The sequence below is a fragment of the Pseudomonas sp. B21-023 genome, assembly GCF_024749165.1.
In the GTDB taxonomy this organism is placed as follows: Bacteria; Pseudomonadota; Gammaproteobacteria; order Pseudomonadales; family Pseudomonadaceae; genus Aquipseudomonas.
Window position 1 is genome coordinate 3,036,246 of record NZ_CP087190.1, and the last position, 24,470, is coordinate 3,060,715.

General features: G+C 53.2%; 23 protein-coding genes and 2 pseudogenes. 16 read left to right on the forward strand and 9 right to left on the reverse strand.

Translation table 11 applies throughout. The annotated features are described in order from the left end of the window. Window positions 1-88: 88 nt before the first annotated feature. On the reverse strand, window positions 89-1,264 hold the full coding sequence (locus LOY42_RS13610) for a sel1 repeat family protein (protein ID WP_172286459.1): 1,176 nt from the start codon (window positions 1,262-1,264) through the stop codon (window positions 89-91). 322 nt (window positions 1,265-1,586) lie between these two features. Further along, on the reverse strand, window positions 1,587-2,489 hold the full coding sequence (locus LOY42_RS13615) for an RES domain-containing protein (protein ID WP_172286458.1): 903 nt from the start codon (window positions 2,487-2,489) through the stop codon (window positions 1,587-1,589). 785 nt (window positions 2,490-3,274) lie between these two features. Between LOY42_RS13615 and LOY42_RS13620 the strand changes: the two genes are divergently transcribed. The 8 genes from LOY42_RS13620 to LOY42_RS13655 all read left to right on the forward strand — a co-directional run bounded on the left by LOY42_RS13620 (window position 3,275) and on the right by LOY42_RS13655 (window position 10,531). Further along, entirely contained in the window at window positions 3,275-4,411 is a 1,137-nt protein-coding gene (locus LOY42_RS13620; protein ID WP_172286457.1) for a radical SAM protein, read from the forward strand. Further along, window positions 4,411-5,025, forward strand: coding sequence for a 3'-5' exonuclease (locus tag LOY42_RS13625; RefSeq protein WP_172286456.1), 615 nt, complete (start codon window positions 4,411-4,413; stop codon window positions 5,023-5,025). Before LOY42_RS13620 ends, LOY42_RS13625 begins: the two co-directional genes overlap by 1 nt. Beyond that, window positions 5,022-5,603, forward strand: a complete 582-nt coding sequence (locus LOY42_RS13630) for an ATP-binding protein (protein WP_258597959.1) — start codon at window positions 5,022-5,024, stop codon at window positions 5,601-5,603. The genes LOY42_RS13625 and LOY42_RS13630 overlap by 4 nt, the downstream gene beginning before the upstream one ends. Beyond that, on the forward strand, window positions 5,600-6,382 hold the full coding sequence (locus LOY42_RS13635) for an aldo/keto reductase (protein ID WP_172286454.1): 783 nt from the start codon (window positions 5,600-5,602) through the stop codon (window positions 6,380-6,382). The genes LOY42_RS13630 and LOY42_RS13635 overlap by 4 nt, the downstream gene beginning before the upstream one ends. Before the next feature lie 63 nt (window positions 6,383-6,445). Beyond that, window positions 6,446-8,221, forward strand: coding sequence for an SIR2 family protein (locus LOY42_RS13640; RefSeq protein ID WP_172286453.1), 1,776 nt, complete (start codon window positions 6,446-6,448; stop codon window positions 8,219-8,221). Between the two features lie 60 nt (window positions 8,222-8,281). Next, the gene (locus tag LOY42_RS13645; protein WP_172286452.1) at window positions 8,282-8,767 is read left to right on the forward strand and encodes a hypothetical protein; all 486 of its coding nucleotides are present in this window, start codon (window positions 8,282-8,284) and stop codon (window positions 8,765-8,767) included. A gap of 84 nt (window positions 8,768-8,851) precedes the next feature. Continuing rightward, entirely contained in the window at window positions 8,852-9,451 is a 600-nt protein-coding gene (locus tag LOY42_RS13650; RefSeq protein WP_218583481.1) for a hypothetical protein, read from the forward strand. 111 nt (window positions 9,452-9,562) lie between these two features. Next, window positions 9,563-10,531, forward strand: a complete 969-nt coding sequence (locus LOY42_RS13655; RefSeq protein ID WP_172286463.1) for a toll/interleukin-1 receptor domain-containing protein — start codon at window positions 9,563-9,565, stop codon at window positions 10,529-10,531. Between the two features lie 418 nt (window positions 10,532-10,949). Here LOY42_RS13655 and LOY42_RS13660 read toward each other — a convergent pair whose 3' ends face one another. After that, the gene (locus LOY42_RS13660) at window positions 10,950-11,138 is read right to left on the reverse strand and encodes an MbcA/ParS/Xre antitoxin family protein (protein WP_172286451.1); all 189 of its coding nucleotides are present in this window, start codon (window positions 11,136-11,138) and stop codon (window positions 10,950-10,952) included. A 350-nt stretch (window positions 11,139-11,488) separates the two neighbouring features. Between LOY42_RS13660 and LOY42_RS13665 the strand changes: the two genes are divergently transcribed. After that, window positions 11,489-11,722: a hypothetical protein gene (locus LOY42_RS13665; RefSeq protein ID WP_175586209.1), complete on the forward strand. Its 234-nt coding sequence runs from the start codon at window positions 11,489-11,491 to the stop codon at window positions 11,720-11,722. A 98-nt stretch (window positions 11,723-11,820) separates the two neighbouring features. Here LOY42_RS13665 and LOY42_RS13670 read toward each other — a convergent pair whose 3' ends face one another. The 3 genes from LOY42_RS13670 to LOY42_RS13680 form a co-directional block, all read right to left on the reverse strand. Then, window positions 11,821-12,183: a histone-like nucleoid-structuring protein, MvaT/MvaU family gene (locus LOY42_RS13670; protein ID WP_172286450.1), complete on the reverse strand. Its 363-nt coding sequence runs from the start codon at window positions 12,181-12,183 to the stop codon at window positions 11,821-11,823. A 121-nt stretch (window positions 12,184-12,304) separates the two neighbouring features. Next, window positions 12,305-12,895: a YiiX/YebB-like N1pC/P60 family cysteine hydrolase gene (locus tag LOY42_RS13675; RefSeq protein WP_172286449.1), complete on the reverse strand. Its 591-nt coding sequence runs from the start codon at window positions 12,893-12,895 to the stop codon at window positions 12,305-12,307. 101 nt (window positions 12,896-12,996) lie between these two features. Next, on the reverse strand, window positions 12,997-13,683 hold the full coding sequence (locus LOY42_RS13680) for a hypothetical protein (RefSeq protein WP_172286448.1): 687 nt from the start codon (window positions 13,681-13,683) through the stop codon (window positions 12,997-12,999). 367 nt (window positions 13,684-14,050) lie between these two features. On the opposite strand from LOY42_RS13680, the gene LOY42_RS13685 reads away from it, so the two are divergent. Both LOY42_RS13685 and LOY42_RS13690 read left to right on the forward strand, forming a co-directional pair. After that, on the forward strand, window positions 14,051-14,968 hold the full coding sequence (locus LOY42_RS13685) for a viroplasmin family protein (protein ID WP_172286447.1): 918 nt from the start codon (window positions 14,051-14,053) through the stop codon (window positions 14,966-14,968). 169 nt (window positions 14,969-15,137) lie between these two features. Continuing rightward, a pseudogene (locus LOY42_RS13690) lies at window positions 15,138-15,370 on the forward strand (monooxygenase); the annotation flags it as partial. 590 nt (window positions 15,371-15,960) lie between these two features. Here LOY42_RS13690 and LOY42_RS13695 read toward each other — a convergent pair. Beyond that, window positions 15,961-16,149 (reverse strand): AbrB/MazE/SpoVT family DNA-binding domain-containing protein, encoded by a 189-nt coding sequence (locus LOY42_RS13695; RefSeq protein ID WP_172286446.1) that lies wholly within the window; start codon window positions 16,147-16,149, stop codon window positions 15,961-15,963. Between the two features lie 537 nt (window positions 16,150-16,686). Here LOY42_RS13695 and LOY42_RS13700 point away from each other — a divergent pair. Both LOY42_RS13700 and LOY42_RS13705 read left to right on the forward strand, forming a co-directional pair. Further along, on the forward strand, window positions 16,687-17,769 hold the full coding sequence (locus LOY42_RS13700; protein WP_172288582.1) for a hypothetical protein: 1,083 nt from the start codon (window positions 16,687-16,689) through the stop codon (window positions 17,767-17,769). A gap of 2 nt (window positions 17,770-17,771) precedes the next feature. Then, entirely contained in the window at window positions 17,772-19,901 is a 2,130-nt protein-coding gene (locus tag LOY42_RS13705; protein ID WP_172288580.1) for a hypothetical protein, read from the forward strand. Between the two features lie 159 nt (window positions 19,902-20,060). On the opposite strand, the gene LOY42_RS13710 is transcribed toward LOY42_RS13705, so the two are convergent. Together LOY42_RS13710 and LOY42_RS13715 are read right to left on the reverse strand one after the other, a co-directional pair. Next, window positions 20,061-20,420: a hypothetical protein gene (locus tag LOY42_RS13710; RefSeq protein ID WP_172288578.1), complete on the reverse strand. Its 360-nt coding sequence runs from the start codon at window positions 20,418-20,420 to the stop codon at window positions 20,061-20,063. A 140-nt stretch (window positions 20,421-20,560) separates the two neighbouring features. Next, window positions 20,561-20,911 (reverse strand): hypothetical protein, encoded by a 351-nt coding sequence (locus LOY42_RS13715; RefSeq protein ID WP_172288576.1) that lies wholly within the window; start codon window positions 20,909-20,911, stop codon window positions 20,561-20,563. Between the two features lie 949 nt (window positions 20,912-21,860). Here LOY42_RS13715 and LOY42_RS13720 point away from each other — a divergent pair. From LOY42_RS13720 to LOY42_RS13730, 3 genes and pseudogenes are all read left to right on the forward strand, one after another. Next, on the forward strand, window positions 21,861-22,973 hold the full coding sequence (locus LOY42_RS13720) for a TerB N-terminal domain-containing protein (RefSeq protein ID WP_256676390.1): 1,113 nt from the start codon (window positions 21,861-21,863) through the stop codon (window positions 22,971-22,973). A gap of 146 nt (window positions 22,974-23,119) precedes the next feature. Next, a pseudogene (locus LOY42_RS13725) lies at window positions 23,120-23,617 on the forward strand (isocitrate/isopropylmalate family dehydrogenase); the annotation flags it as partial. Window positions 23,618-23,858: 241 nt separating this feature from the next. Beyond that, the gene (locus LOY42_RS13730; protein ID WP_258597960.1) at window positions 23,859-24,398 is read left to right on the forward strand and encodes a hypothetical protein; all 540 of its coding nucleotides are present in this window, start codon (window positions 23,859-23,861) and stop codon (window positions 24,396-24,398) included. Window positions 24,399-24,470: the final 72 nt, after the last annotated feature.

Sequence of the window (24,470 nt, forward strand, 5' to 3'; positions counted from 1 at the left end):
GGACAGGCAGAGGTAACAGGGCGATGGAAATGATCCTATCGCCCTGTATGTATCAACCCCACAAGCTGTTTTCAGCCCATTCGACTCGTTACAGACACTCACCGCCAATATTGTGCAGCCGCCAGCGCCTGAGATTCTCCCCCTTCTCTTCGCAGATTCTCTGCAGCTCAGCAGCCTCAAGGTCAGTGTCAGAAGCGAAGGCAAAGTGATGGGCCGCCCGGTCATACTGGTTCTTGCCCATGAACAGATAGCCGAGCTTCAGGTGGGCCAGAATCGCCTGGGCGGGCGAAGCATTTTCAGAACTGTACACCCGCTCATACCACCGTAATGCCTCTTCAGGATCCGGCTCGATTTCCATCTCAGAGGCCCCCTCGCCCGCGAGCAAGCTCGCGAGCTTGAGCTGCGTTTCGATATCGCCTTCGACCGCTGCCCCCCGGTAGAGCGACATCACCATACGCTTCGTATAAGAGGATTGGTCGTAAGCCAAATAAATTTCAGCCAAGGCCGTTGCAGCGCCCTCGCACCTCATTTCGACGCACTCCTTCAACATCTCAACAAGACGCTCATGTCTCGGTAGCTCCCCTGGATCACTCAACCAAAGCCGAGCGATCGCGACCCACGCAGGTGGGTAATTTCCCATTGTGGCTTCTGCGTAATGATCGAATGCGACTCGGACGCTTTTCAGCTGCCCTCCAACACCACGCTCCGCGAACTGCCCAAGTTGGTATTCGCACGCACTGCATCCCTTTGCCATACCTTGTTGGTAGGCCGCAGCCGCTTGTTCGACCTGCTCTTTACTCAAATAGTGATCACCCAAAAAGCAGTACGCTGCGACATTTCCTAAGTCGGCAGCCATCATTGCGCCCTCCATGCTTCCGGTACCTGTAATCAGACTGAGCTTCGATATGAGTATCAGCGCTGCCGACGAGCCATCTGAATATGCCGCGCCTAGGCTCTCCCAGATGTCTCCGCTAAGGGCGTCGAGGGATTCAACAAACTGCCCCTGATTTATCAAAGCTTCGAGCGGCAGGAAGCGCCCACGTAAAGCTTCGATACGGTTCGCCAGACTTCGAAGGCAATCCCTCTCAATGGAGCGCCAGCTCCTTCCAAATTTGGACTGACAATAATCATCTAAATTGGCCGGGTTTGGGCATGCCTGACTCACCATCCTGCCGTCCGGAAGCTTCAGCCGGCCTTGAAGGGGGGGCTCGGTATTCATCGGGTGGAAAGCGATGGGGGAAACGGGTGGTAGGTCTGGCTTCATGGGCTACTCCAGACAATAGAAAACGAATTCCCCGCCGAACGGGGCAATGGTTTGTCATATTGTCTGGCCGTTTCCAGCTCACGGCGGAACGCCTGCAGCAGGCGTCTGACATCAGATTAGAAGACAGACGAGACGTGTCAAGACGCTCGTGTGTTACGGGGCCACAAATTGACTTCGCCGCAGCAAAGCCTCATTTCGTCGCCCCCATGGGTACTCTTCGGCCCCACACCCGTGCCAATTAGGTCACCCAAGATAAACAACAAACAATGCGCAAAGCGCATCCCAACCAACCAGCTCCCCACCTACCCAAATTATTTGAGCCCTACTTAATCAAAATCTTAATGGGCGACTCGTTAAAATCCGTGTAGTACCCACGATCCAAAAGACGTTTATTTCTCTGAAAATCTAAGTTCTGCCGCTTTTGCTCCCTCGTGCTTTCTGCAATGAACAGGGATTTATTAGACCAAAAATTCAAACATGAAATTTTATTTTTCTTTTTATTGCTCAGCGGTCTGAACATCGAGTGCTGATAAGGAATAAACCCATCTCCACAGTAAGAAAGCCACGCGACGTCGAGCTCAGTTTTCTTGATGTATTCACCAGATATTGCAATATTTTCCGTTGAGCTTATAGCACCCCACGTTGGATCCTCATGACCCTGAGAAACCTTCACCGAGTCATAAACAACGCCATGGAATCCTTGAAACCTTAGCAGTTCATCACTGACTTTATTTATGACAGGATAGAACTTCTTATCCGGGGACATCAATAGCTCATAAACCATGTCTGTAAACTCGTTCACGCCAGGAACGACACGGAAGAAGCGCATCTCTACAGACAACTTTAAGTAGCCAAGAAGGAAATACTCCCCTACTTTTACGTCACACTCAGCAATCGCCACAAACGGATGTTGAGCCACGTATAATACTCGACGATTTGCCTCATTGAATCGTCCTTGCGGGATTTCTACCTTGTGAGACTTAGGCGGATAAAAGTCGCCAATCGCTATTTCACCCGAAACAAACTTACTCGCTTGATCTACCGACAATCGTCGAACCCGGGAGAAGCTAGAACCCTTTCTAAAAATTTGGCTCTGCAACTGATAAGCCGCGCCGTCAAAGCTATCCTGGGTCGAATTTGGAAATAGCTTGGAGCGGAACATCCGGTAATAACCATCCACACCAATATCATCATCGAATTTTTTAAAAATCCCTTCGACACTCATGACTAACGACTCTCAGTATGCCATTCGAATTTAAGAAACCCTAACTTTCCGGAGAACATTCCGACTTTGTTAAGAGTGGCCTGCCCCCGAATTCTACTCGACCACGGCCAGTAACCGCACGTTTTTTTTCGAGCAATGGCATGCTCAAACCCCCTCTCGAACATCAATCCATTTGGATGCCTAAGTAACAAATTGCCGCTCAATTGAATTACTAACTCTTCCATGACGGCGCCAGACTCTACATCCACATAATTGCGCCGCAGTTATAGACTTTGGGGATTTCGAGCCACGCAAGGACGGCGCGCCAACCCCGTCTATCGAAGAAGGAAGACCTTCAGCCTTGCATCAGCACCTCGGCATATAATCCGTCACATCGACATTTTTGCTAAAACCACAACGTCACTTCGTTCAACCAAAGGCGGTAGGCCGCAGATGTTGCAGTAATCAACTGGCTCCGCTCTCCGAGGGACTGAAAAGTACCTAGGCCTGACTTCTATATCGAGCGAAGGCTGTATGAAATACTCAGCATTCCTCCATTGAGGTTACGTAAATCAAGGGTGCGCCGATGACCTGCTCGCCCCTCACGCAAACCCGATCCTCACAAATCCCCCTCCGTTGCCACGGAAAAGATTCTGCCCCACCATTGATTCGATTGATGGCAAATTGATAGCCTGCCAGCTCGCCTGCCTGGTAGTGCTTCACCCCAGTTCCGAGCACGCTCCAGGAAGGATAGGCACACCTTGAAGGAACATCTGCAACTCGGTTGAGTTGCAAGGAGCGCGTCCATGGATAGAAACGTCGCTGTCATCAACGCCACGCAGCTGGCACTGGTCAACCCGAGCCTCCGGGATCCTGTCGAGTACCGCAAAAGTGGCTTGAGCCTGAACCACATCGTTGGCTGCCCCCTGGACTGCAGCTACTGCGTGAGGCACCTTTTCGGTAACTTCGAGCAGCGCACGCCCCAGGCCTTGATGACCGACGAAGAAGCCTTCAGGCAGTTTGTTTCGCATCGCTTCTTCCAGCCTCATATCACGCCGATTCAGCTTTTCAACCGGGCAACCGATCCGATGCTTCCGGACGTGAAAGGCCATACCCATAACCTGCTGCAACTGCTCGATGAGGCAGGGTTTACCAACAACGTGCTTGTGATCACTCGCTGGCGGGTGACGCCCGAGGATTGCGAACGCTTCAACGCCCTGACGAACATCAAGCTGACGGTGTTGGTGACTTACTCAGGCATCGAAGACCCTAAGATCGAGCCCATCAAATCGTCGATCGCAGCCAATAGCCTGCGAACCCTGTTCAAGCATGCACAGCGTTACCGGACGTTGCTCTACTGGCGACCAATTGTCCCTGGGCTCAACGATTCCGAAGAGCACATCGCTCGCGCCGCGCAGCTCGCAAAACACGCGCACGCAACGGTGTTCAGCGGGCTGTTTTATCGACAAGAGATTGCCCAGTACTACCAAAGCCAGGGTATTCCCGAGCCTTACACCTCAACCGCTAGACGTAAGCTGCTGCCGCTGGAGGAGGAGCAACGATTGCTGAGCATGTATCAAGCGCACGCTCCAGGCACCCCGATCTTCCGCAAGACCTCATGTGGGGTGGCCTATGCTCACCAGCAGCCCGACTACAACGGCCATTTCGGCATCACCGAGTTATGTGACACCTGCCCTTCCGCTCAATACACCACATGCCAGGCTGCTTGGAAGAAGCCCGATGAGGCGCTTCTCAGCAGCCTATGCCAGCGGCTGGGCGCTGAGGGTGAACCGGTGGTAACAGAACGCTCCATCATCGTTCGCGGCCTGGATGAACAGCGCCGGTACTTCATGCAGCACACGCTTGGGTACCAGGTGCACGATGCCGACAAGCCACATCACTATGATCGCCATGGACGCGCGGAAGCGCAGAGGAATATCTGATGACTGATACGGAGTTTCAGTGGCCCTCCGAGCCCATCGTAATCGTCGACGTTGAGGGTAATGGCCATACACCGCCTGACCTCGTGGAGCTGGCTATCGCCTCGTTCCCTGTCGTCGAGGGTGATGAGCCTTCGAGCTGGCTCATCAAGCCGCCAAACCCCATCACCTGGCAAGCCAAGCGTGTGCACGGCATCGGCAACACAAAAGTGAAGAGCTCACCTGTTTGGGAAGAGCTGCGGGACAATGTCGAACAACAACTTCAGGGCAAATGGTTCGTCGCGCACAACGCGTCAGTCGACTACGGAGTGATGAAGCGCCATCTTCCCGACTGGGCCCCGATTGGAGTGATAGACACCCTGAAGCTATCACGCCATGTGTACCCAGATGCTCAAAGCCACAGCCTCTCTGCGCTGCTGGCTCTGACTGGCCTGGACGCTGAAGTTTCGGGCGAGTTGCATCGCGCCGGGGAGGACGCCCGAGTAACCGCCCTCCTCCTGGGCAGATTGATTCAGGACTCCCTCCTCAATAGCTGGCCAGAAGTCTGCAAGATCGCTCAGCTCAAGATTCAGACCGTGGACAAAACACCCGCTCCTGAACAGGGAAGCTTGTGGTGAGTTCGGTCGTAATCGGGGTTGCCGGCACGCACTCAACCGGCAAATCCACCTTCTGTGCCGACTTGAGGAAGGTACTTGAGGTGAAGGGGATCCGCGTCGAAGCCATCCCCTCCTTCGGGGCACTTGCCGTTGAGCAAGGCATTCCTCTGCTCACCCAGCACACATACGACTCCACGATGTGGTTCATCGACCGGACGCTTGAGGCGGAGCACGCTGCCTGCGTCAACGCTGATGTTGTGCTGGTTGATCGCCCTGTCATGGATGCAGTGGCGTACTGGAACGCTGCCGTTGAGTACCGAGGCTGCGATTTGGCTGCGCATGAAGTCGAGGCCATTGGGGCCGTAATGATGAATTACAGCCCCAACTACACGACCGTTCTTGCCACGAAGCTGGATCCCTCCATCGCTCTCGGCCCGGGGCGAGACACAGACAGTCGCTACAGAGCATCAGTGGACACCCACCTGCATGCGCTACTTGAGCGGCACTCAATCCATCATCAGGTGCTTACTCCTGCGGCGCGCGAGGCGCTTCTGGCTCAAATCACCGCCGACGTATTCCTGCGCATGGGGTTGGCATGACGTTCACGACACACGGGATGCTGGCCGGAAAGAAGATACGTCGCCTAGGTTTTGGCACCATGCGGCTGACAGGGCCAGGCATCTGGGGGCCGCCTGCTGACGAGCAAAACGCGATCGAGGTCTTGCGCTCGGCGGTGGCATTGGGTGTCCAACACATCGACACCGCCGACGCTTACGGCCCGCACGACGCCGAAAGGTTGATCCGCAAAGCTCTATATCCCTACGCAGAGGATTTGATCATTGCCACGAAAGGCGGGTTTACCCGCCAGGGCCCAGGGCAATGGACACCGTGCGGTGTGCCGGCCTATCTGCGCCAGTGTGTCGAGATGAGCCTACGAAGGCTCGGAGTCGAAGCAATCGATCTTTACTACCTGCACAGAGTCGATCCCAGCGTACCGCTCGCAGATCAGGTCGGGGAGCTGGAGCAGTTGCGCGCAGAGGGCAAGATCAAGGCACTGGGGTTGTCCAAAGTGACCGTTGCTCAAATCATCGAGGCAGCAGCGATCGCTCCGATTGCGGCAGTTCAGAATGCCTTCAGCCGTCTTAACACGGAGTCCAAAGACGTGGTGCAGTGGTGTGAGGAAAACAGCATCGCTTTCGTCCCGTATGCCCCGTTGGGGGCCGGAAAATACCTTGAGTCCGAAGATGCATCGGCGACGTCACGCAGTGCTCTGCGCTGGCTGCTTGAGCACTCTCCTGCCACGCTCCCCATCCCAGGCACCTCTAGGATCGAGCACCTGGCAGAAAACATGGGTGCCGACGTTGAGCCGACGAGTTAGTCGTTAATCGGATACAACTCCCCCACACGAACAGTTCGCCTCTCCAAATCACGAGGATTCTGCATGACCGTTGCTGCTCCTGATCCAACAGCTCAAATCGCCTTCTCCATGTTTGAGAACAAGGGCGTCTATGCCGTGCTTATTGGCTCGGGCGTATCCCGCTCAGCTGGTATTCAGACCGGCTGGGAAATCACCCTGGAGTTGGTGAAACGTTGGGGAGTCGCGATGGGTGCGGGAGAGCAGGATGACTGGGTGGCGTGGTACGTAGGTCAGACAGGAGAGCAACCCAATTACTCCACCCTACTCGAGCGCCTTGCGGCCACTCAAACCGAGCGGCGAGCCATCATCCAAGGCTTTTTGGAGCCTACTGATGAGGAAATGGAGGACGGCCTGAAGCTGCCTACACGTGCCCATCGGGCAATTGCAGCCATGGTCAAATCGGGTCACGTGCGCGTGATCATCACGACGAACTTCGACCGACTCATGGAGAATGCACTGCGCGATGTCGGTGTTGAACCAACCGTCGTCAGCTCAGAAGACACCCTCACAGGCGCTGAGCCACTCACCCATGCATCCTGCTTCATCCTGAAAATCCATGGTGATTACAAGGATGCCAGGATCCTTAATACCGATGTGGAACTGGGCGAGTACCCGGCGGCGTTCAATACGCTGCTTGATCGCATCATCGATGAGTTTGGGCTCATCGTCGCAGGATGGTCAGGTGAGTGGGATCATGCGCTGAGGGCGGCGTTTTTGAGAGCGCCGTCACGTCGCTACCCGACCTACTGGCTATCCCGGGGTCGATTGAGTGAGCGTGGTCAGGAGCTCATCACTCAGCGTCGTGCCACGACCGTAACCGGAATGGATGCCGACACCTTCTTCGATGGGCTAAATCTCAAGCTTGAAACTATCCAACAGTCCCGCCTGCCGAACCCGGCTGGCATCGAGCTGACCCTCGCTTTGGCCAAGCGTTTTATGGCCAGACCCGAACATAGGATTCAGCTCGATGATTTAGTAACCAGCCAGGCTCATCAAGCGATCACTCATCTGGCTCCTCACTTTGCAGCACGACCTCAGGGTAGTACGTCTAAGGATTTTACTGACCTAGTTGAGATCTACGAAGCTGCTATCGAGCCCCTAGCACGTCTTTGTGCAGTGCTGGGGCGATGGGGTGCAGCGGCAGAGCATACGATCGTTCTGGATACCATCAAGGGCCTGCACGCTGCGTCTCAGGTCGAGCAGTCTGGATGGGTAGCTGGGCTTGCATTGAAGAGTTACCCGGTGGCACTTGTTACCTTTGCGTATAGCATGGGGCTTGTGCGGGCCAATCGCCTGGCTGAGCTGAGAGAGCTGTTTCAGACGACGCTGATAAACCGACGAGAAAAGCCTTTCGCTCTGGGCCTTGAGCTATCACCATTCTACGTCGAGGCAGCCAATGGCTTGTTCGAGTTATGGAAAAGTTTTGAAGACCAAAGCAGATCCCTCACCCCCTTGTGCAACCGACTCCATGACCATCTTACGCCTCGGTGGGCGCCTGACTTTGCGGGACTTCAGGATCACGGGCTGCTCTACGAACGCTTCGAGTTTTTGAGTTTCCTGTTCTTCTGCGAGCAACGCGGAATCAGTGAAGAGTCGCTCGCGGACGCGGTGAAAAACCACGGTTTTAGGAAAATCGCATTGGGCCGGCTTTCTTGGCATTCAGAAACCATTCATCGTTTTGCTCATGAGTATACGACCGAGGAGTACAAGGCTCCGGTGATTGCCGCTGGGTTTGCATTGGGGTCTGAAAGCTACTTGGAGCTCATGCTCGAAGGCCTCAAGCGGTTGTCCCGGTACTGAGCCGGCGTGCCGTTTGACTCCACATAGATACTCGAATCTGAAGGGACATGACGTTTGCTGATGAGAACACAGGAAAAGTTTGGACTCTGGCGGCGGGCAGCCCGGGAGATCATCTACGCGTTCTTCATTGGGGCACTGCCACTACTCATCAGTACCTCACCCGGGGAAGTGAGCGCTTTGGTAACTGCACTATTGGCAGCACCAGAGCTCATGGCGTACTACGTGTACCTACTTATCGCATTCGCGATCGTCAGTGTCCTCACTCTGAGGGTAACGTTCCGATCGTTTCATCTCATCGGCAAGTCGCGTGAGCTTCATGCGTTTTTCGTCAACGTAGGCGGTAGCCTGCTGACTGCTTGCAGGGCCGCGCTGGGGGCAATGATTGGTTACCTAGGCGTATGGTGCTATCGAGCAGTAGAAGACGTGAGCGCAGGAGGCGTGTATGCAGTGGTCAGCTACGCCTCCTTAACCCTCATGTTCTGTATTGGCCTTGCCTGGACAGATGAAACCCTTAGAGACCCGCATGCCGTGAGCAGCTATAGGTGAGAGTGAAATCACCGTCCCCCTGTCGAACCGGCCAGCGCCGACAGGTCGAGCCAAGTCATTTGGCACTCAATTTTTGAGAAGTTCATGATCAAAAGCCTGTGTCCCTGCAAGCCTGAGTTTCTAGCGAACGGTTGCTGCCTGGCGTGCGACGGCACCAAAATCAAGAATCCCAACAGAGAGAAAACACTGGATAGCAATCTGCGCCGGCGAATTCCTAGCTGGGAAGATTACCTTAGCTTTGATGGCGCACATTGCCGCCAGCTGTGGGCGAAGCTTCATGATAATTGGCGATGCCCATGCTGTGGTCGGACGCGATACGAATTGCTGCGCTGGACGATGCTGTTCCCCAAAAGACCGGATAGACGAGAAGGATGGGCAGCGGGCCTCCATACCCACCATGATCATGGAACCGATCCCTATGCGACCAAACCTCTCCCTGGTCAACCTCGCCGCATCACCTCATTCTCCCCAGTCATGATCTGCGAACAATGCAACAGTGCTGACGGCACGGCTAAACGACATCTGGGGCTTCCGTCTAGCTTCACCTTCGCGCCTGTGGAGATACGTCAATTCGTGCGGCCAACGCCACACGGGAAGCACATTATCCGCTACGACTTAGCCCAGATGATCTTCGACCAAGTCACGACCCGTAACCCGTTGCCTGCCCCGTTGTTCTTCAACTGACGGGGGGAAGAGGTGCATCGCAGTTTGCGTGCGAGCCAAGCCCAAACCTGTACTTCTGTGGTGAGCAAACCATATGATCGAACAGCACCTACCTGAATGGGAGTAGCCATTTTGCCGAACGTGTTCTTCTCGTATTGCCATGCTGACGAAGCGCTGCGTGACCAGCTCGAAAAGCAGCTTTCCATGCTCAAGCGCCAGGGAGTCATTGAGACATGGCACGACCGCAGAATCGGCGCTGGCCAAGAAATCGATGCCGCGATCGATGATCACATCAACAGCGACGAAATCATTCTCTTGCTTGTGAGCCCCGACTTCATCGCGTCCGACTACTGCTACAACATCGAGATGACTCGCGCGATGGAGCGTCATGGAGCGGGAGAAGCGATCGTCATTCCTGTAATTCTTCGCCCGTGCGATTGGCACCACGCGCCGTTCGGCAAGCTGCTTGGCACGCCTCAGGATGGTAAGCCCGTGACACTTTGGCCAGATCGTGACGAAGCGTTCTTGCAAGTCGCGAGGGAAGTTCGGAAAGCCGCTGAACGATGCAGCCGTGGCCAACCGAGCCCTGCTCCACGGGCCGAGCGCAACGATTTCAATGGCGGTTCAGCGCCCTCCCCTATGGCCCCCGCTGCCCCCAGGTCTAGCAACCTTCGGATGGCTAAGAGCTATACCCAGCTGGACAAGGATCGCTTCCTGCTCGACAGCTTCGAGTACATCGCCCGCTATTTCGAGAACTCACTTGCAGAGCTCCAAGCACGCAACCCAGGGTACGAGGGAGTGTTCCGGCGCGTGGATGCAAATCGCTTCTCCGCGAATATCTACAGGGACGGCAACGATGTTGCGAAAGCGACGGTGTTCACCGGTGGCCAGCTAGGCGCAGGAATCTATTACAGTCATGGCGACTCGTTTGGCGGTGGCTCATACAACGAGGCACTGACGGTAGAAACGGACGACCAATCCATGTACCTGAAGACGTTCGGTATGGCGTTCCACACTCGGCAAGACCAGAAGCTTTCACAAGAAGGTGGCGCCGAAACGTTCTGGAGCCTTCTTATCGCACCGCTACAACGCAATCGGTGAGTCGCTGCTAGATGCGAATTAGCAGGAGTATAGGGGTGAGCCTACGAATACACGCTAAAGGCGGAGTTCGGATGCTTGTGAATAGGACACTCGTTCCACACCCGTTTACACCCATTTCTAAATGCAGCGTCTTTCGGTGTCTACGTGGTCATTCGTTGTCATGTCGGATGACCTTCCGACCTTCCACAGGCAACCTCTGTGAGTCAAATTGATTGCTGAAGTCAGCAGGCACGTCAGAAGGTCGGCTCGCGCGCTTCGACGCCAACTGCTCCTTCATCCAGGCTGATGCCTGCTGAAAGTCTCGCATCATGTTCTCGTACTCTTCAGAGCTCAGCGTCCTAAGCGGGATCAGACTACTCATTGGTCTCTCTACGTTGGGCGGAGCGCAGCTGTGAAAGGGCAACCATGGCAAGCGCGCTCAAACGTAGCCATGATCGATCTGAGCCAGCACTTCCATCACCCGCTCAAAGCACTCCTGGTCGGTCACATAGTCGATGGCTGCCACGTCACCGAATTGATGCTTTGGCGTCGACAACCACACAGCTGCCTTGGCTTTGTCACCAAACACCAGCTGCGCCTTTTGCCACACCAGGTCAAAATTTTGCATACCCCACCCCATTCGATGCTAGGCCTTCGACGAGTAGTTTAAGCGCACCTTCAGGTGCGTCATAACGAAAAGCCTCGGGGCGGTGCCCCAGCCAGGAAAGTGCAGGCCATCATCGGACGCCGAAGCGGCCAATAGCGGAAATCAGACCGGGCGCCCCAACACCCTGCAATGAGCGGATGAATCGACGTCTGCAGTCGGTCGAACACCATGATCAACCCCACGTGGTAAAACGAGTCGTAATCCCCTACTGAAACTCTTGGCTACGCGCTTTGTAAGCGGCCACTATGCTATGTAAACAACGTCGTAGGCTAGACTCGCCATACTACCGCTAGCCAAAATTGGAGCCCCCCATGACCAAGCTGACCCAGCACAGAGATGTCACCGTGACTTTCGATATAGATGGCCGCCGGGCGGATGCTGAGTTGAGCCACGGGGAAACCTTAGCGCTTGCCCAATTCTTCAAGCGGCTCAATTGGAGCGAGGTACGCGGGTGCGCAGTAGATGATGACGAAGCCTATGTGATCCGAGCCGCTGTCGGAAAGCTGCAGTCTGCCCTGGCCCGTGGTGGTTGCGCACCCCGATGATCCTTTTGGTATTACCCAAAAAAGCCAGGGCTGCTGAACTGGGCCAAACGCAAAAAACGGCCTGACAGGCCGTTTTTCATTGAGACGTCAGTCGAATCTTAGGCAAGCCAAGATTCTACTACATCACCACCGTACTCGGCTTTCCACTCTTTCAGCAGCTTGTGGTTGCCACCTTTGGTTGCGATAATTTCGCCATTGTGTGGGTTCTTGTACTGCTTGACCTGGCGTGCACGCCGAGCCGGTTTTTCAGCACTAGGGGCTACCGAACGGCGGCCAGACTGAGGATCCAGCAGGTTGATAATGTCACGCAGACTGAAGCCATACTCACCAAGCAAAGCGCGCAGTTTGGTTTCAAACTCAATTTCTTTCTGCAACTCAGAGGAGCCTTTCAGGGCTTCCAGTTCAGCCAATTGGGCTGCCAATTTTTGCTCAAGCTGACGAAACTCTGCCAATCGGGACATGATGAAACCTCGGGCTAGCAAATGGAAATCATTGCTTAGGATCGCATACCTTTATAGTAATTACGCCTTCGACCAGATGTCAAACCATAATTATTAATCCCGCCCATCCCGAGGAAATTAATTAGGGTCTGTATCCGGTCACATTCCCAACCACCTGTACGACTTTAAGCCTAGAATCCTTGCTTATGTCACCTGGGTTGGAGCCCGGCTCACCGTCGGGCACACTCATTCCAAAATACTGATAGTATGAAGTCCAAGCTGGAAGAATTTCTCTTGTAAGCGGATCTCTGAAACTCATGGGATTTTCAAGAAAAAACTCTGAGCCACCGTTTGCGGCACGAAACATGTCGACAACCAGCTCGCTGCAGTACAGTGCTGATTCATCTGTCAGGTAAAGCTTGTCATAAGGAACGTTCCTGCAGCTCAATCCGTACTCTACTGCCATGGGAATCAAATTTTTGTAAGGCGTCTTCAGTCTCGCGCACACATACCTAGGTTTCTTGGTAACATCCTCCGATCTCTTTAGATGTACATCCACTTGAGTGACGCGTACTTCTGGCGGAAACGTCTCAAGCACAAAAGTCCCTTTATTGTTCACCAAGACAATGCCCATATGGTTAACCCTTGCCCCGCGGTAACCCTCTGTAACCGCCGAAATTGCGTTGTTCGCATCGCCTAGCTGGGTGAAGAGCAAGTCGCCATGTTCGAACATATGTAATCCTTCAAGTGAAAATTTCAGACTATTTTCTGGATGAGCAATCAAGAGGCAGGCCTATACATGCTTACTACATGCCGAGCTCTGATTGCTAACGCCTATTTTGGTTTGGCCAATGCTTCTGCTTCCTGAGCCGATTTTTCAGCCTGGTCGGCTGATGCTCGGGCTTTTTCTGCGGCTTCGATCAGTCTTGTTTCGCTCGGCTGAACGGAGGCGGCACGCTCTGCTTGCGCAGCGGCGTCCTTAGCCTCAACAGCGGCTTCCGCGGCTTTGTCAGCCTTTTCCTGGGCTTGTTTGGCCGCTTCCTGAGTACGTGCATTAGAGACTGGGTTAGGGTTACTAACATGAGCTGTAGTGATTGCCCGTAAAGCTGCGCTCTCAGCGTCAGCGGCGGCGACACTGCAGTTGAAAGCCATCGCAACGGCAACCGCAACGCGCTGATCATCGTCTTCCGCAAGGCTGTATTGGACAATGCCTTCCTTGCCCGCACTGGCAACACTCGCTCTTCGTCTGACGTATACCGCTGACGAGAACCCCTCCTCGAACCCGGTCTGCAGCGCGCTCGTCGAGCCGGACAATCCTGCCCATGCGTCCTTCGCACTACCGCCCGCCAAAGGAGCAGCCACAGCACCAGATAGGGTGCCGACTGCGCCAATCCAGAATTTGCTATTGGTAGCGTAGAAACCGTGAGCCTCATAATAATTTTGGACTTTTCGGCAAAAGCCCACGGCATCGACGAAGGCTTTCGACGCCTCCTTAGCCGTGCATTTCGCCGTGCAAGGCATACTCTCCTCCCATGGCCAGGTAGCTGTCGGCCCCGTGCTGCACCCCCCATAAGCGCTGACACGCCCAGAAGCCAAGCGACCTTTGCTTTACCCCCCATTACTTCCTCCTTGAGTCATCAAATAGCCACTATCCGTATTAGTCGATTATTTGGTAATGGCAAAGGAGAACGCGCTCAGCCGAACCCTCACTGAAACGAGATCGTTCATATTCACCGGACTCTAGGGGACTGATCAGGCAGTGTGCCCAGCTTTCAGAGGGTGACGCCATCAAGGTAGAGTGCACCATTGGCGATCCTGGTGAGGTATTGCTTGCTCACGATTGCTCGCTTCAACAGGCGAATTAGGTAACTCAGGAAGGTTGCACAGGATGGCAAAGAAACCCAAGTTCTACGCTGTCGTTCGAGGACGGAAACTCGGGATTTTCAATAGCTGGGTAGATGGAGCACGCTTGTCCATCGAGCGCTTTCCAGAAGCGAAACACCAGTCGTTCGCAACGCTTGCGCTCGCGGAAGAGTGGTACCGCAAGAACATCCCCACGCCAGGCTCGAATCACTCACCGGTTTTTCACTTCAGCACGCAGGCGCCCGAGCCGCAGCCAACCGCCGCTCCTCTGCAGGCGGCATTTGAAGGCGTGGTTGCCAAGAAATACGTCGTCTATTTGATTATTGATCCCGTGACGGAGGAGCCCTTTTACGTAGGGCAGACGGGCAACTTCAAAAGCCGGCAGCGGAGCCATCTCGAGAAAGCCAATCACAACTGCAAGCGTGCGGCAGCCAAAATCGCTCAGATACTCGATGCGGGGATGACCCCAGCATTCAAAGTCGTGGAAACCTGCGACTCAGAAGAGGCCTCATTGGAGGCAGAAACACGCTGGATCGAACATTGCACTGCCAGGGGTATCAAGGTTTGGAACCGCTGGAGGGAGCATCGAGAAATTCAGGCATTACACATGAAGCCCAGTATCGAGCTTGATCGAATCATCGGCGATGGCCCTTTCACTCTCGGCCCCTACCAATACGACTCCAGATTTGATCTCAAGACCAGGCTCACCGCCTTCCTGGCAAAGTCCTCTCCAGGCGCGATACAGTCCCGCATGGCCACAGAGAAGCTCAGATTGATCTGGGAAGTCACGCGGCAAGAGGGCGAAGTCAGTGAGTTCCGAATCGTCAGTTGTCTATCAAAGCCTGGGTTCATGAACACGCCGCGGCATCAGCTCGAAGCTGTACTCGAGTCCGGAGCAACTGTGGATTTTGACTACCGCGCTGCGATCGACCGCCTCCCCTAGCCGACTGCTTCGCAATTGACACCCAGGGCACCAAGTACAGCAAGTTGAGTTGATACACAGCTAGCAAACCCCAGAAACTTGTGAAGCCCTGGCCATTCTGTTCAGGGCCGTCATTCATTTTGGGAGATTTTATGTATCGTCTGCGCGCTGTGCTTGATCGGCTGTTCCCCTAGTCCTGGCTATCGGGACTGCCAACGTCGCTGCCACCCGTCAAGGTCTGGATATCTGTAACCGCCTGTTCGAAGTTACCGGCGCCCGCGCCACCCATGCTTCGCTGCGCTTCGACCGCCACTGGCGCAACCTGAGGACGCAAACCCTGCACGACCTGGTGGATTACCGCATCCACGAGTCGGCGAGTGGGCCCTCAGCGGAAAGCGCCCTGCCCCATCCTTCTATTCCTAAAGATCGCCCATACAACTGCTGCCCCTCCTCCCGTCGCGCAATGTCATCCGTAAGCGACTCATTGCGATTGTGCCAGTTGATGGTGAACAAGCGCCGAGTGCAGGATGCACAGGTTCTGGATAACCGGCTGGTGAGATTGTCGATTTGAGCTGAACGCCAAAGACCACAGGCAACGCAGATAACCTGACTACTATCAGTGAGGCCTTCAAGGACAACCCCGCTGAGACTGTGGATGGCGTCGAGAACACAAAAATTGAAAGAGGTAGCTGTACTGCTCCGAAACAGGCCACCTGTAAGATGGCCTGTACGTGACGGTTTACAAGACAAGGTGTTGTCGAAGCTTTTGGCTTCGGACGCAAACGTAACAATCTCGGCACGGAGCGATACGTAGTCACGACCCATTTTGTGTAGTCAGGTTGAAACCCGGATAAACGAAATCTAAACTTTACTTTCGTTTTTTCGAAAAACTAGGCAGTTCACCCCTAAAATCTAAGCTATAGCTTAGTTTTTAAGCGGCGTTGAGCATATCCATGTGAATCGCCCCTTGTTTTGTAGACCCATCTAACGACTGCAATGGGTTGATAGCTGCCTTAGGGCTGGGCGTCTGCACCACGAACCGGCTTGAGCACAATGATTCCGCCTATCAACTCGATGGTCAGGGAATCAGCGATTTGCAGGCCCATGCGTTCGAGGACATCGTCGGATAGCTCAATGATGACATCCGCAGAACCATCACCTGGATCTTGGCATTTCACGGTTGTCTGGACGAAATCTTTCATAAGAAGCGGCTCTTGCTGGCCTGATGGGGGAGCCTCCATCCTACGCCCACATGCTTACAACTCATAGCAGTCGCCCCACGGCGACCGCTAAATGTTGGGGCCTTCGGCTAGCGGCGATGGCGCTGAAAACTGAGCTTTGGGTAGTGTCTGCTTCGGGTCAATTTCTGCCGTTCAAGACTTACCAGTGCACTTGTGACATCCGATGCAAATGGCTGGTCATGTGGGATACAAACGCTTGGTCGGAAAAACCCCGCTTTAAGCCAGGATCTACAGTAAAGATAGGACTGAAGCCAACTATTCATTGCGCTTATAACTTCTTGAAACGCCCCATTCAATGCGAACCCACCTAAAATAACGCACGTTCCGCGGCAAAAAACTAGTCAAGTCGAAGACTTACACACCACAAGTAGGAAATAGCAAACACACTAGCAACTTAAATAACACCTCCTGCCCGAACAAATACCTTGCAAACCATTAACTTTTACAAATATACGTGCTACACTACCATGTTTTTTTAGGTGAAGAGGTTTGTCCGTCATGAATGAGATTGTAATCCCTTCTGGATGTTCTATAAGTCACTTAGCTAGCAAAATCAGACACAATCATAAATCAAGCTTCAAATTTGAAAAGGACGCCAGCTTCTCCATTGGAGCCGAAGGCTTTTTTATCTCCTGCGCAATAGGCCTTGCCCGATCTGGCAATTTAGAAAAAGTGAAGATCCACTTATCTAAAGCCGAACTTGAAGAATACGGCATCAAAGATGATTCGTATCTCGCCTCAGCTTGTTTTATCAATATATGCATGCAGGATTTGGTGATTTTAGACAGGCATGACAAGGACATAACACAATACCTTTTAGAAATGATCAGCGCTGCTGTTGATATGGACTATGGTGCATTTCAGGGAAGCCAATCTTATTCACTCTATGCATTGGATCCGTACTACGTCCACCCTCCCGTACTTAACCTAGGCTCCGCTGAGCCTTCGGAGGAGGACTTCCGGACACTCCTAGGCCCCAAGATCGAACAGTGCATGGTTGGGACTACTGCGGAAGCCTTAGGAGCACTTGAAAAAATTGTAAACTCAATGAGCCTCTATGTTTTCCTAAAGGAAATCTGGGAAAACACGATCCATCATGCTCGTCAACCTACAACATCGTTGCGATACATGAAGGTATCAAGAGTTATCTATAACAGTCTTACAGAGATTCAAAATTCAAAACTACCTATAGCTTTGGCTGCGTACCTAACAGCAAGATCCCAAAAGGAAGGCGCAAAAAAATACCTAATTATTGACGTTGTGGACTCAGGATACGGCATATATGAATCTTTGAAAGCCACATTCCCCGGACGAAGCAAGATAGAGGTCGTAGAGAGAGCATTCCACCAGCACAGCACTTCCAAGATTCAGCGCAAACCCATAAGGCGCGGACTTGGTTTACATGCTGCAATGGAGTGCGCCCACAAGCTAAAAGGACTGGTCGTCATCACAACCTCTGGCACTCTTTGCGCCAATTATGACTATGCTAGCGATACATTTCTAGACAACATAAAAGTCCTTTTCTCCGAAGATCAAACCGACGTACTTTCAACATCAATCTCGCTGATCATGCCGGTTTGACTATGAACCCAATAATCATAAACTGCATTGACATAGTCGGCCCAGCAGACATCGAACCACTGCTGGTAATGGCAACCAGCTCATCAGATGAACCCTACGACAAATGTTTTATTCTAGCTAGAAATCTGAATTTGGTTACGGAGATAGACAAAGAAGACAATACTCCTATTCGAAGAAAATTAATAAATCGCTTAAATCTTCCCTTCCTAGGAATTATCACGTACAGCACTCAATTCAAACGCTACCAGGTGTATCAAGTAACTAATGAGGGCGTATCACTCGCTGATGATGAACTCGACACTAAGGCGCTTGCCTCCATCGATCTAGATCGACTTCTAAACAAGTATTCCAGCGAAAGTTTTCTTCGTGGAGGCGATCAGTACCATTTTACAACACCTTCACACAACCATACTGATGCTTTTTTTCGACTCGGGGACTCGATCAAGAATAAAGATGACCTAGACAGGGTAGCATTTTGGTTACTTCAGGTTATCGACCATTCCGATTACATTTTCATTGACTCCTGGTCGATTGCAGCGCTCCCCCTTCGCGCAATGCAAATCCTAGGGAAAACTACTGTATTCGATGCCCTTCCGGCTCACCCGGCGAGGAAGCATGGGGATTGCAGATCTGTTATCTGCGCCACGACGCCGGCCTTGAAATCATCAACAAATCCCCTGCTGATCGTAAGTGTAGATAGCAGCGGTAGCCTGATCCGAACATTCCGCGAAATTTTTAGCGCTGCATATCCGTTAAAAAAGCTCACCGTAGTTTCTGTATATTCATTTAATGGCGGAGACGAGGCGATCTGCAAGATCAACGCTGAAGTCAAGCGCTTTAACTTCGACGAATGTGAACTCTGCAAAAAAAACAGCAAGCCAATAGAAATCCACGCAAGCGCCTATTATGTAAAAAGCCTTACTGACTCTGGGATTACCCTATGCAAAACTATCGCCAGCACAGGTAAACCATTTTTCGAAAAGTACCATGACCATTTGGACAGCATTATCAGCTTCCATAAAGGCGATCACTTCAAAGGCCGTAAACATTACGCTTACTACGTCGACTACAGCAAACTTTCCGGCATTGATGCCTTCTCTGGCGCTTTAAATCAAAAACTGAGATCTCTTCTGACGTCAGCTTCGCTTGTTTTGACCTTCTGCGATGATGAAAATCTTAAAAAAGAAGTTAACTCACTGGGCGCCAAGTGCATCTATCTGAAAGAGGTAGAAAGCGTACTGGAAGGCGACACCATTGGTGCCTTTGCCGCATCTGACAAAGTCGTGATATACGACCCCGTCGTCATCAACGGAAAGCCTTTTGAGCGGCTGAACAATCTAATAAGAGAAACACCAGAGCTAGATCAAGAGGTGCGCGATATTACTTTCCTATCAGGACTATATCGTCCCGCTTCAGGAAACGCTGAAAAGAGACTCAAAAACTGCGTCGCATACCCAGATCGAGATGGTGTAAAGCGAAGCCTTCAGCACATCGAAACCCTAGTACTACCTGATTATAATCAGTTTGATTGCCCCTGGTGCCTTGAGTTCAACTCTATAAATGGCTCCGTAAAAAAAGGCATTAAGAATTCTGGCCATTTCTACGAGAGGCTGACCAAACTCTCTAATATACAGGATGGTCTGTCCGGTAAAGATGCACTGTTCCACATAGATCCACGCACGGAATCCATCACACTGGGAGGTGGCTCTTACCTCGCACCAGAGAAGACCGGAATTTCTGGGGTGGTGCTTGCTGTTGCATCTTCTCTGCAGTTGATGAGAAGTCATGATGATGAAACCAAGCGGCTCTCCCCTGGGTTCCCTTACACCCAGGTATTAGGAGCAAAAAACTTTGAAAATTATTCTGAAGGGCTTATCCGGTCTGCCATCATCAGGAATGCATCAGCTATCGAGTATGGAGTTATTCAGAAAGAGGAAACTCTAGCTGTTCTGCTTCCAGCACTGGAAGACCCTCAACAGGGAAGTCTTCTATCCGAATACCTTATCGCCGTCATTTGCGGAAAGCTCCCGCCATTCACGACCCTAAGCGATAGTATCAACTCTCAGCTTGCAGAACTTAGAGCACAAAGCCCAAAACTTATGGCACTTACTTTGGCCAAGGGGTATGTATAGACCAATATCAATAAACTCACTACCTTGAGAGGTGGCTTTAGATTTTTAAGGGGCTACATCCAGTAGCCCCTCATCAAGCCCCGCACACAGGCCCAGGCTCGCACTTTAATATGTTGCGATCATATTCAGATCACAATAATTCTTTAGTACCTCAGCACATCAAGGTCTGGCCTTGGTAGTTTTCCAAGTATTCATTTCGAAAAGCACTGCTGCGTCGCCATCATCGTTCCAAATTGGGGTTTTGAGCCCAAAATAGAAATGATGCCACTTCACGCCACCATTTATCGTTGTCTGATATGTTCCCGGTTTCGTGTGAAGAGAAATCCGTTCGCCTTTTTTTACCGCAGTTGATTGAAACCAATGAGTATGACGGTGTTTGTTCGAAATCCGTCCATCCGCAGTGTAACTTGTGTCTGCAACCATGTAATAACTCATGTTGCAATCTTCCACCACACTTAGTAACACACGCTCTTCAGACGCATCGCCATGCCCATGAACGTGATCGATCTTGACTTTCATGTCGCTTTCCTTGCCAGAACACCAATTGAGCAAACGACTCTAATTGAATCGAGACCGGCGTGCCACTTTCGTCATTGCTCAGCACCTTAGGTGCCAAGCAGCTTCACCAAGGGCGGCTCACAGCTACTGGTCAAAATCCATCACGCCCCGAGATCCACCGCGAACAGTGCATCCCGCAACGCCGGCGTGCCCTGATGCTCCGACACGATCTTGCGGAGCAAAGCCTCACCTAGGTACGTGCGCAACCGGTAACGTATCTCGACAAAGGATTCCTCAACCTGGTATCCGCGGGCATGCCCTTGCTGTCTCAAGGCGCGCTTGAGAAGCATCAATACGTCATAGCCTGCCGTGCTCCCGTGGAATCGCGTCAATTCGTCAAACCCACCAGCACGCTTGTAGCTAGACAGCACGTTCTCCAAAATCGCGCCCAGCGACTCTCCGTAGATGAGCCACGCGCGCTGCCCCACCAACTGTTCTACTTCGGCGTCCACACAACCTCACAACCATGTCTCCGTGGCCGATACCTGAACACGACCATACCGCCACCCTACAGCCGAGGCCTACATGCACATCGAGTTTGATCTCAACCAGAATGACGCTGAAGCCCTCCTCAGGCACTGCCTGAGCCATCGCCCAGCGAGCGACGACCCCAGAGAGGATCAACGTCTTCTGGATGCCTTGGAAGCGCTAGGAGAGGCCTTGCAGGCCGCCAATAGAGCACATTGACCTATCGCCCGACATCCAGGTCACCAGTCGACAGGCGAACGAGCTAGGTGAGCTCAGCCAACCGGGGGGTGGTTGTCCGACGTTGGTACATAACGAGGTGCACCCTGCCCATCAAAAAAAATGCTGGAAGGACGTTTCTTTGTAATCAAAAGCAAAAGCAGCGGCCTAACGGCCGTAGTACCGATCCCCCTAACAGCCCTCGCCTTGCCTGGTCGGCAAGGCAAGCCAGGCTGTGAAAGCACCTCAGATCAACAGCCAAAAGCAAGGTCGTGACACCGCGTTTTGACCTCTGCGTCACCGGTGAGGCTGACACCTTATAAAGTTTTTTGCTCTCAAATATAAGAACTCCGTCGCGCAAAAAAATTTTCAAGGGTGCATGTAGGAAAAAATCAAAATACGGTGAAAATCACTATTTACAAAATCCTTATCAGTGATAATCACTGCCATCAACGATTAGTCCCGTGCTATCGGAGCTCGCATATACCGCACTCGATCACGGTCTCATCAGCACCAATTTCTGAGATTAAGCACTCGACAGCGGGACACAGGCGGCTGGCCTCAAGCGTGCTGGTGGACGAGTTCAATAGATCATCCTCGCTGGCAATCCCATCTCACTCATTTTCCTGAGCGCTCCCTTCGTCTAATCAGCTTGGCCGGCCCCGAAAAATCCGTAAGAATGTCATTTAGCCATTACCTAAAGTACGGAACACTTATATGCCACGGAAGCGCAAAGGGAGCGGCGGCGGGCCGATTGCTCTGTACGCCTTGTTGTTCGTCGTTGCCCTCTTGGCACAGATTCCAAAACAGGTCTGGATCGCCCTCGGGGTTATCCTGGGCATAGGCGTATTGGTATGGGCCATCAGACGCGCTACCCAGGCAAAGCCCTACGTTCCTGAAGATGATATTGCCGCCGAGATCGCTGCGTCCTCTCGACAAGCAGCCTCCCCCACTGTAACCGTTCAGTTCAGCACCAGTACCCGCGAGCGAGACTTCCATACCGTCCAGGTCGGTTCGTCAAGCGATAGTCAGAGCTACGCCATCCCAAAGCCCAGTGCTAAGCCAACGGGGGTTCGTTGGCTTGCTGAAGGTGAGTCCATCAACGTGGCTGGTCTGGCCATCCCAGGTGGACTGCTCTACATCACCGAGCGGGCGACGCAATTCGGCCAATCTGAACCGTCCCTGATCGATGCCACCCTTCGAATCGCGCGCTCACCGATGAACCTCACCGAGCGACAGATGCCCTACTGGCCAAGCTACCGGAGCATCACACCCGAGGCGCGGCGAGCGTATCTGCAATGGTTGGCAGGAGGTCGCCGCCAGCCTGCCGATGCAGGGTATGTATTTCTGTTTTTCTACGGGCTTGAACGCCGCGCACTGATCGACGCACCGACTGACCCTCAGGCCAAAGCCGAGATCCCAGCCATCAAGGCCGAGGTCGAGCGCTTGCTTGGTCTCTACGGCGACAACAATTCTTTCCGCGGCTACGCTACCCGCTTCCTGGCCCATATCGACGCAGGTTCTGTTCAACCTCTGAGCTACGTGAATGAGCCCGCCGCCAGTGCCGCAGATGGGTATGAGCTGCCTATGTCCCTGCGCGTTGCGCTGGGTCAGATGGCCGTGGACAAGTATCCGCTTAACCCGAGCTGGGCATTGGCCTGGGCGCTCGCAGAGCCCAATATCTCCAGGCGCACACCTGTGACCCGGTGTCCTGAGCAATTCGCAGCGCTCTTCAAAAACGAATTCGCAAAACGCTACCCCAACGGCATTGTGCTCCCTCAGAACAAGACCAAGCTGAAAATTGCCTATCGCCCTGCTTCCGCCGGATAGAGCATTCCGGCAGTGGCCATAGGTGATCTTCCCGATGTTGCGGCAACCTCGGGAACGCGTAACAAGCTGCAGGTCATTGTCGAGGACTGCGCCAACGTGCTTGACCCTTACAGTCGGTATCTGGGGCGCAATCCAGACGCCGGGGATACTGGGACGAGCGCACCGCTGCCATGGCTTCTCAGTACCCGGAAATCAGTTGGGACAAGCAACACATCGATATCCTCTGCGCTCGCTTCGTCTTGCAGCCAGAACGCTTCGATGTAGTGGTGGCCTCCAACCTGTTCGGCGACATCCTGTCCGACCTGGGCCCCGCCTGCGCCGGCACCATTGGTATCGCACCGTCAGCCAACCTCAACCCGGAGCGCAGCTTCCCATCGTTGTTCGAGCCCGTACATGGTTCGGCGCCGGATATCTTTGGCAAGAACATCGCCAACCCGATCGCCATGATCTGGTCGGGCGCCCTGATGCTTGAGTTCCTGGGCAAGCGTGACGAGGACGCTCGCTACCAGGCTGCTCACGATGACATTCTCAAAGCAATCGAGACGGTCATCGCTCAGGGCAATACCACGCGCGACATGGGCGGTACCCGGTCGACTCAGGAGGTTGGCCAGGCGATCATGGAGCTTGTTGAGCGCTCTGCATAAAGAGCATCCTGACCTGAATAAGCACAGCAAGTGACTGTGCTGATTCAGGTTTGTGCGCCCTATTCCCCCACCCAGACAATTCAAATACAGGACTAGGCAAGCCTCGCCTTCTCAGCTAGGCATTGCGCATCACACAACAGTTCCTGTGGGCATTGAACTCTTCGGTGGCACATTGCTAGCCTTACAGAGCTGGCGGCCCTTCCAGAGAAGGCATCGCCGTTCGAGCACAGGAGGCCTTGTCATGGATGATCCTTTACCCCAGTACCTGTTGAGGCTGCTGTCGACCGCGGCATCGTTGACCCAGACGGATCGAGAAGCAGCCTTACTGCTACTTCGTGAAGCCCAGGCGCGGCTGTGGCGAATTACTCCTGGAGAAGGACTTCTCTCGGCCCTGGAGCTCGAGCACCGCTTCGCCCTGCCTCTGGAAGATTGGCTACCAGAATCTGTCCGGTTGGACTACACCGGCCCACTCCTTGCCTCCGGCATTCCCACCCAGACATGCAGCGAGATGCTGCTCGAGCTGGAGAGCCAACAACTCTGGGAAGACATCCAGTCGATCGTAAAGGAGGTAAGAGACCTCTGTCGCATCCGGTCTGATGGTGATGGACTGTACCGTCGCTTTCGCCGCTTCTTGATCGAAAATCCAGTCATCGAGTCAGTAAAGGCGGCTGTTGTCTTTATCCCTCTGAGCAGAACACTCAATGAGTTCTACGATCCCATCCCCGAACACCTGATCGCGGATGGCCACCTTTATCGATGCCCGAATGCGGCTGGCCAATGAACCCTCAGCGCCTCGAGGTTCAATGTGATTCAGCTTGGTGCAGAGACAAACACAGCCTGTATCGGTGGGATA

Excerpts from the sequence above, each read along its gene's own strand:
- LOY42_RS13610 (WP_172286459.1), bottom strand. The coding sequence starts at position 1,264 with ATGAAGCCAGACCTACCACCCGTTTCCCCCATCGCTTTCCACCCGATG.
- LOY42_RS13615 (WP_172286458.1), bottom strand. The coding sequence starts at position 2,489 with ATGAGTGTCGAAGGGATTTTTAAAAAATTCGATGATGATATTGGTGTG.
- LOY42_RS13620 (WP_172286457.1), top strand. The coding sequence starts at position 3,275 with ATGGATAGAAACGTCGCTGTCATCAACGCCACGCAGCTGGCACTGGTC.
- LOY42_RS13625 (WP_172286456.1), top strand. The coding sequence starts at position 4,411 with ATGACTGATACGGAGTTTCAGTGGCCCTCCGAGCCCATCGTAATCGTC.
- LOY42_RS13635 (WP_172286454.1), top strand. The coding sequence starts at position 5,600 with ATGACGTTCACGACACACGGGATGCTGGCCGGAAAGAAGATACGTCGC.
- LOY42_RS13640 (WP_172286453.1), top strand. The coding sequence starts at position 6,446 with ATGACCGTTGCTGCTCCTGATCCAACAGCTCAAATCGCCTTCTCCATG.
- LOY42_RS13645 (WP_172286452.1), top strand. The coding sequence starts at position 8,282 with ATGAGAACACAGGAAAAGTTTGGACTCTGGCGGCGGGCAGCCCGGGAG.
- LOY42_RS13650 (WP_218583481.1), top strand. The coding sequence starts at position 8,852 with ATGATCAAAAGCCTGTGTCCCTGCAAGCCTGAGTTTCTAGCGAACGGT.
- LOY42_RS13660 (WP_172286451.1), bottom strand. The coding sequence starts at position 11,138 with ATGCAAAATTTTGACCTGGTGTGGCAAAAGGCGCAGCTGGTGTTTGGT.
- LOY42_RS13665 (WP_175586209.1), top strand. The coding sequence starts at position 11,489 with ATGACCAAGCTGACCCAGCACAGAGATGTCACCGTGACTTTCGATATA.
- LOY42_RS13670 (WP_172286450.1), bottom strand. The coding sequence starts at position 12,183 with ATGTCCCGATTGGCAGAGTTTCGTCAGCTTGAGCAAAAATTGGCAGCC.
- LOY42_RS13675 (WP_172286449.1), bottom strand. The coding sequence starts at position 12,895 with ATGTTCGAACATGGCGACTTGCTCTTCACCCAGCTAGGCGATGCGAAC.
- LOY42_RS13680 (WP_172286448.1), bottom strand. The coding sequence starts at position 13,683 with ATGCCTTGCACGGCGAAATGCACGGCTAAGGAGGCGTCGAAAGCCTTC.
- LOY42_RS13685 (WP_172286447.1), top strand. The coding sequence starts at position 14,051 with ATGGCAAAGAAACCCAAGTTCTACGCTGTCGTTCGAGGACGGAAACTC.
- LOY42_RS13695 (WP_172286446.1), bottom strand. The coding sequence starts at position 16,149 with ATGAAAGATTTCGTCCAGACAACCGTGAAATGCCAAGATCCAGGTGAT.
- LOY42_RS13700 (WP_172288582.1), top strand. The coding sequence starts at position 16,687 with ATGAATGAGATTGTAATCCCTTCTGGATGTTCTATAAGTCACTTAGCT.
- LOY42_RS13705 (WP_172288580.1), top strand. The coding sequence starts at position 17,772 with ATGAACCCAATAATCATAAACTGCATTGACATAGTCGGCCCAGCAGAC.
- LOY42_RS13710 (WP_172288578.1), bottom strand. The coding sequence starts at position 20,420 with ATGAAAGTCAAGATCGATCACGTTCATGGGCATGGCGATGCGTCTGAA.
- LOY42_RS13720 (WP_256676390.1), top strand. The coding sequence starts at position 21,861 with ATGCCACGGAAGCGCAAAGGGAGCGGCGGCGGGCCGATTGCTCTGTAC.
- LOY42_RS13730 (WP_258597960.1), top strand. The coding sequence starts at position 23,859 with ATGGATGATCCTTTACCCCAGTACCTGTTGAGGCTGCTGTCGACCGCG.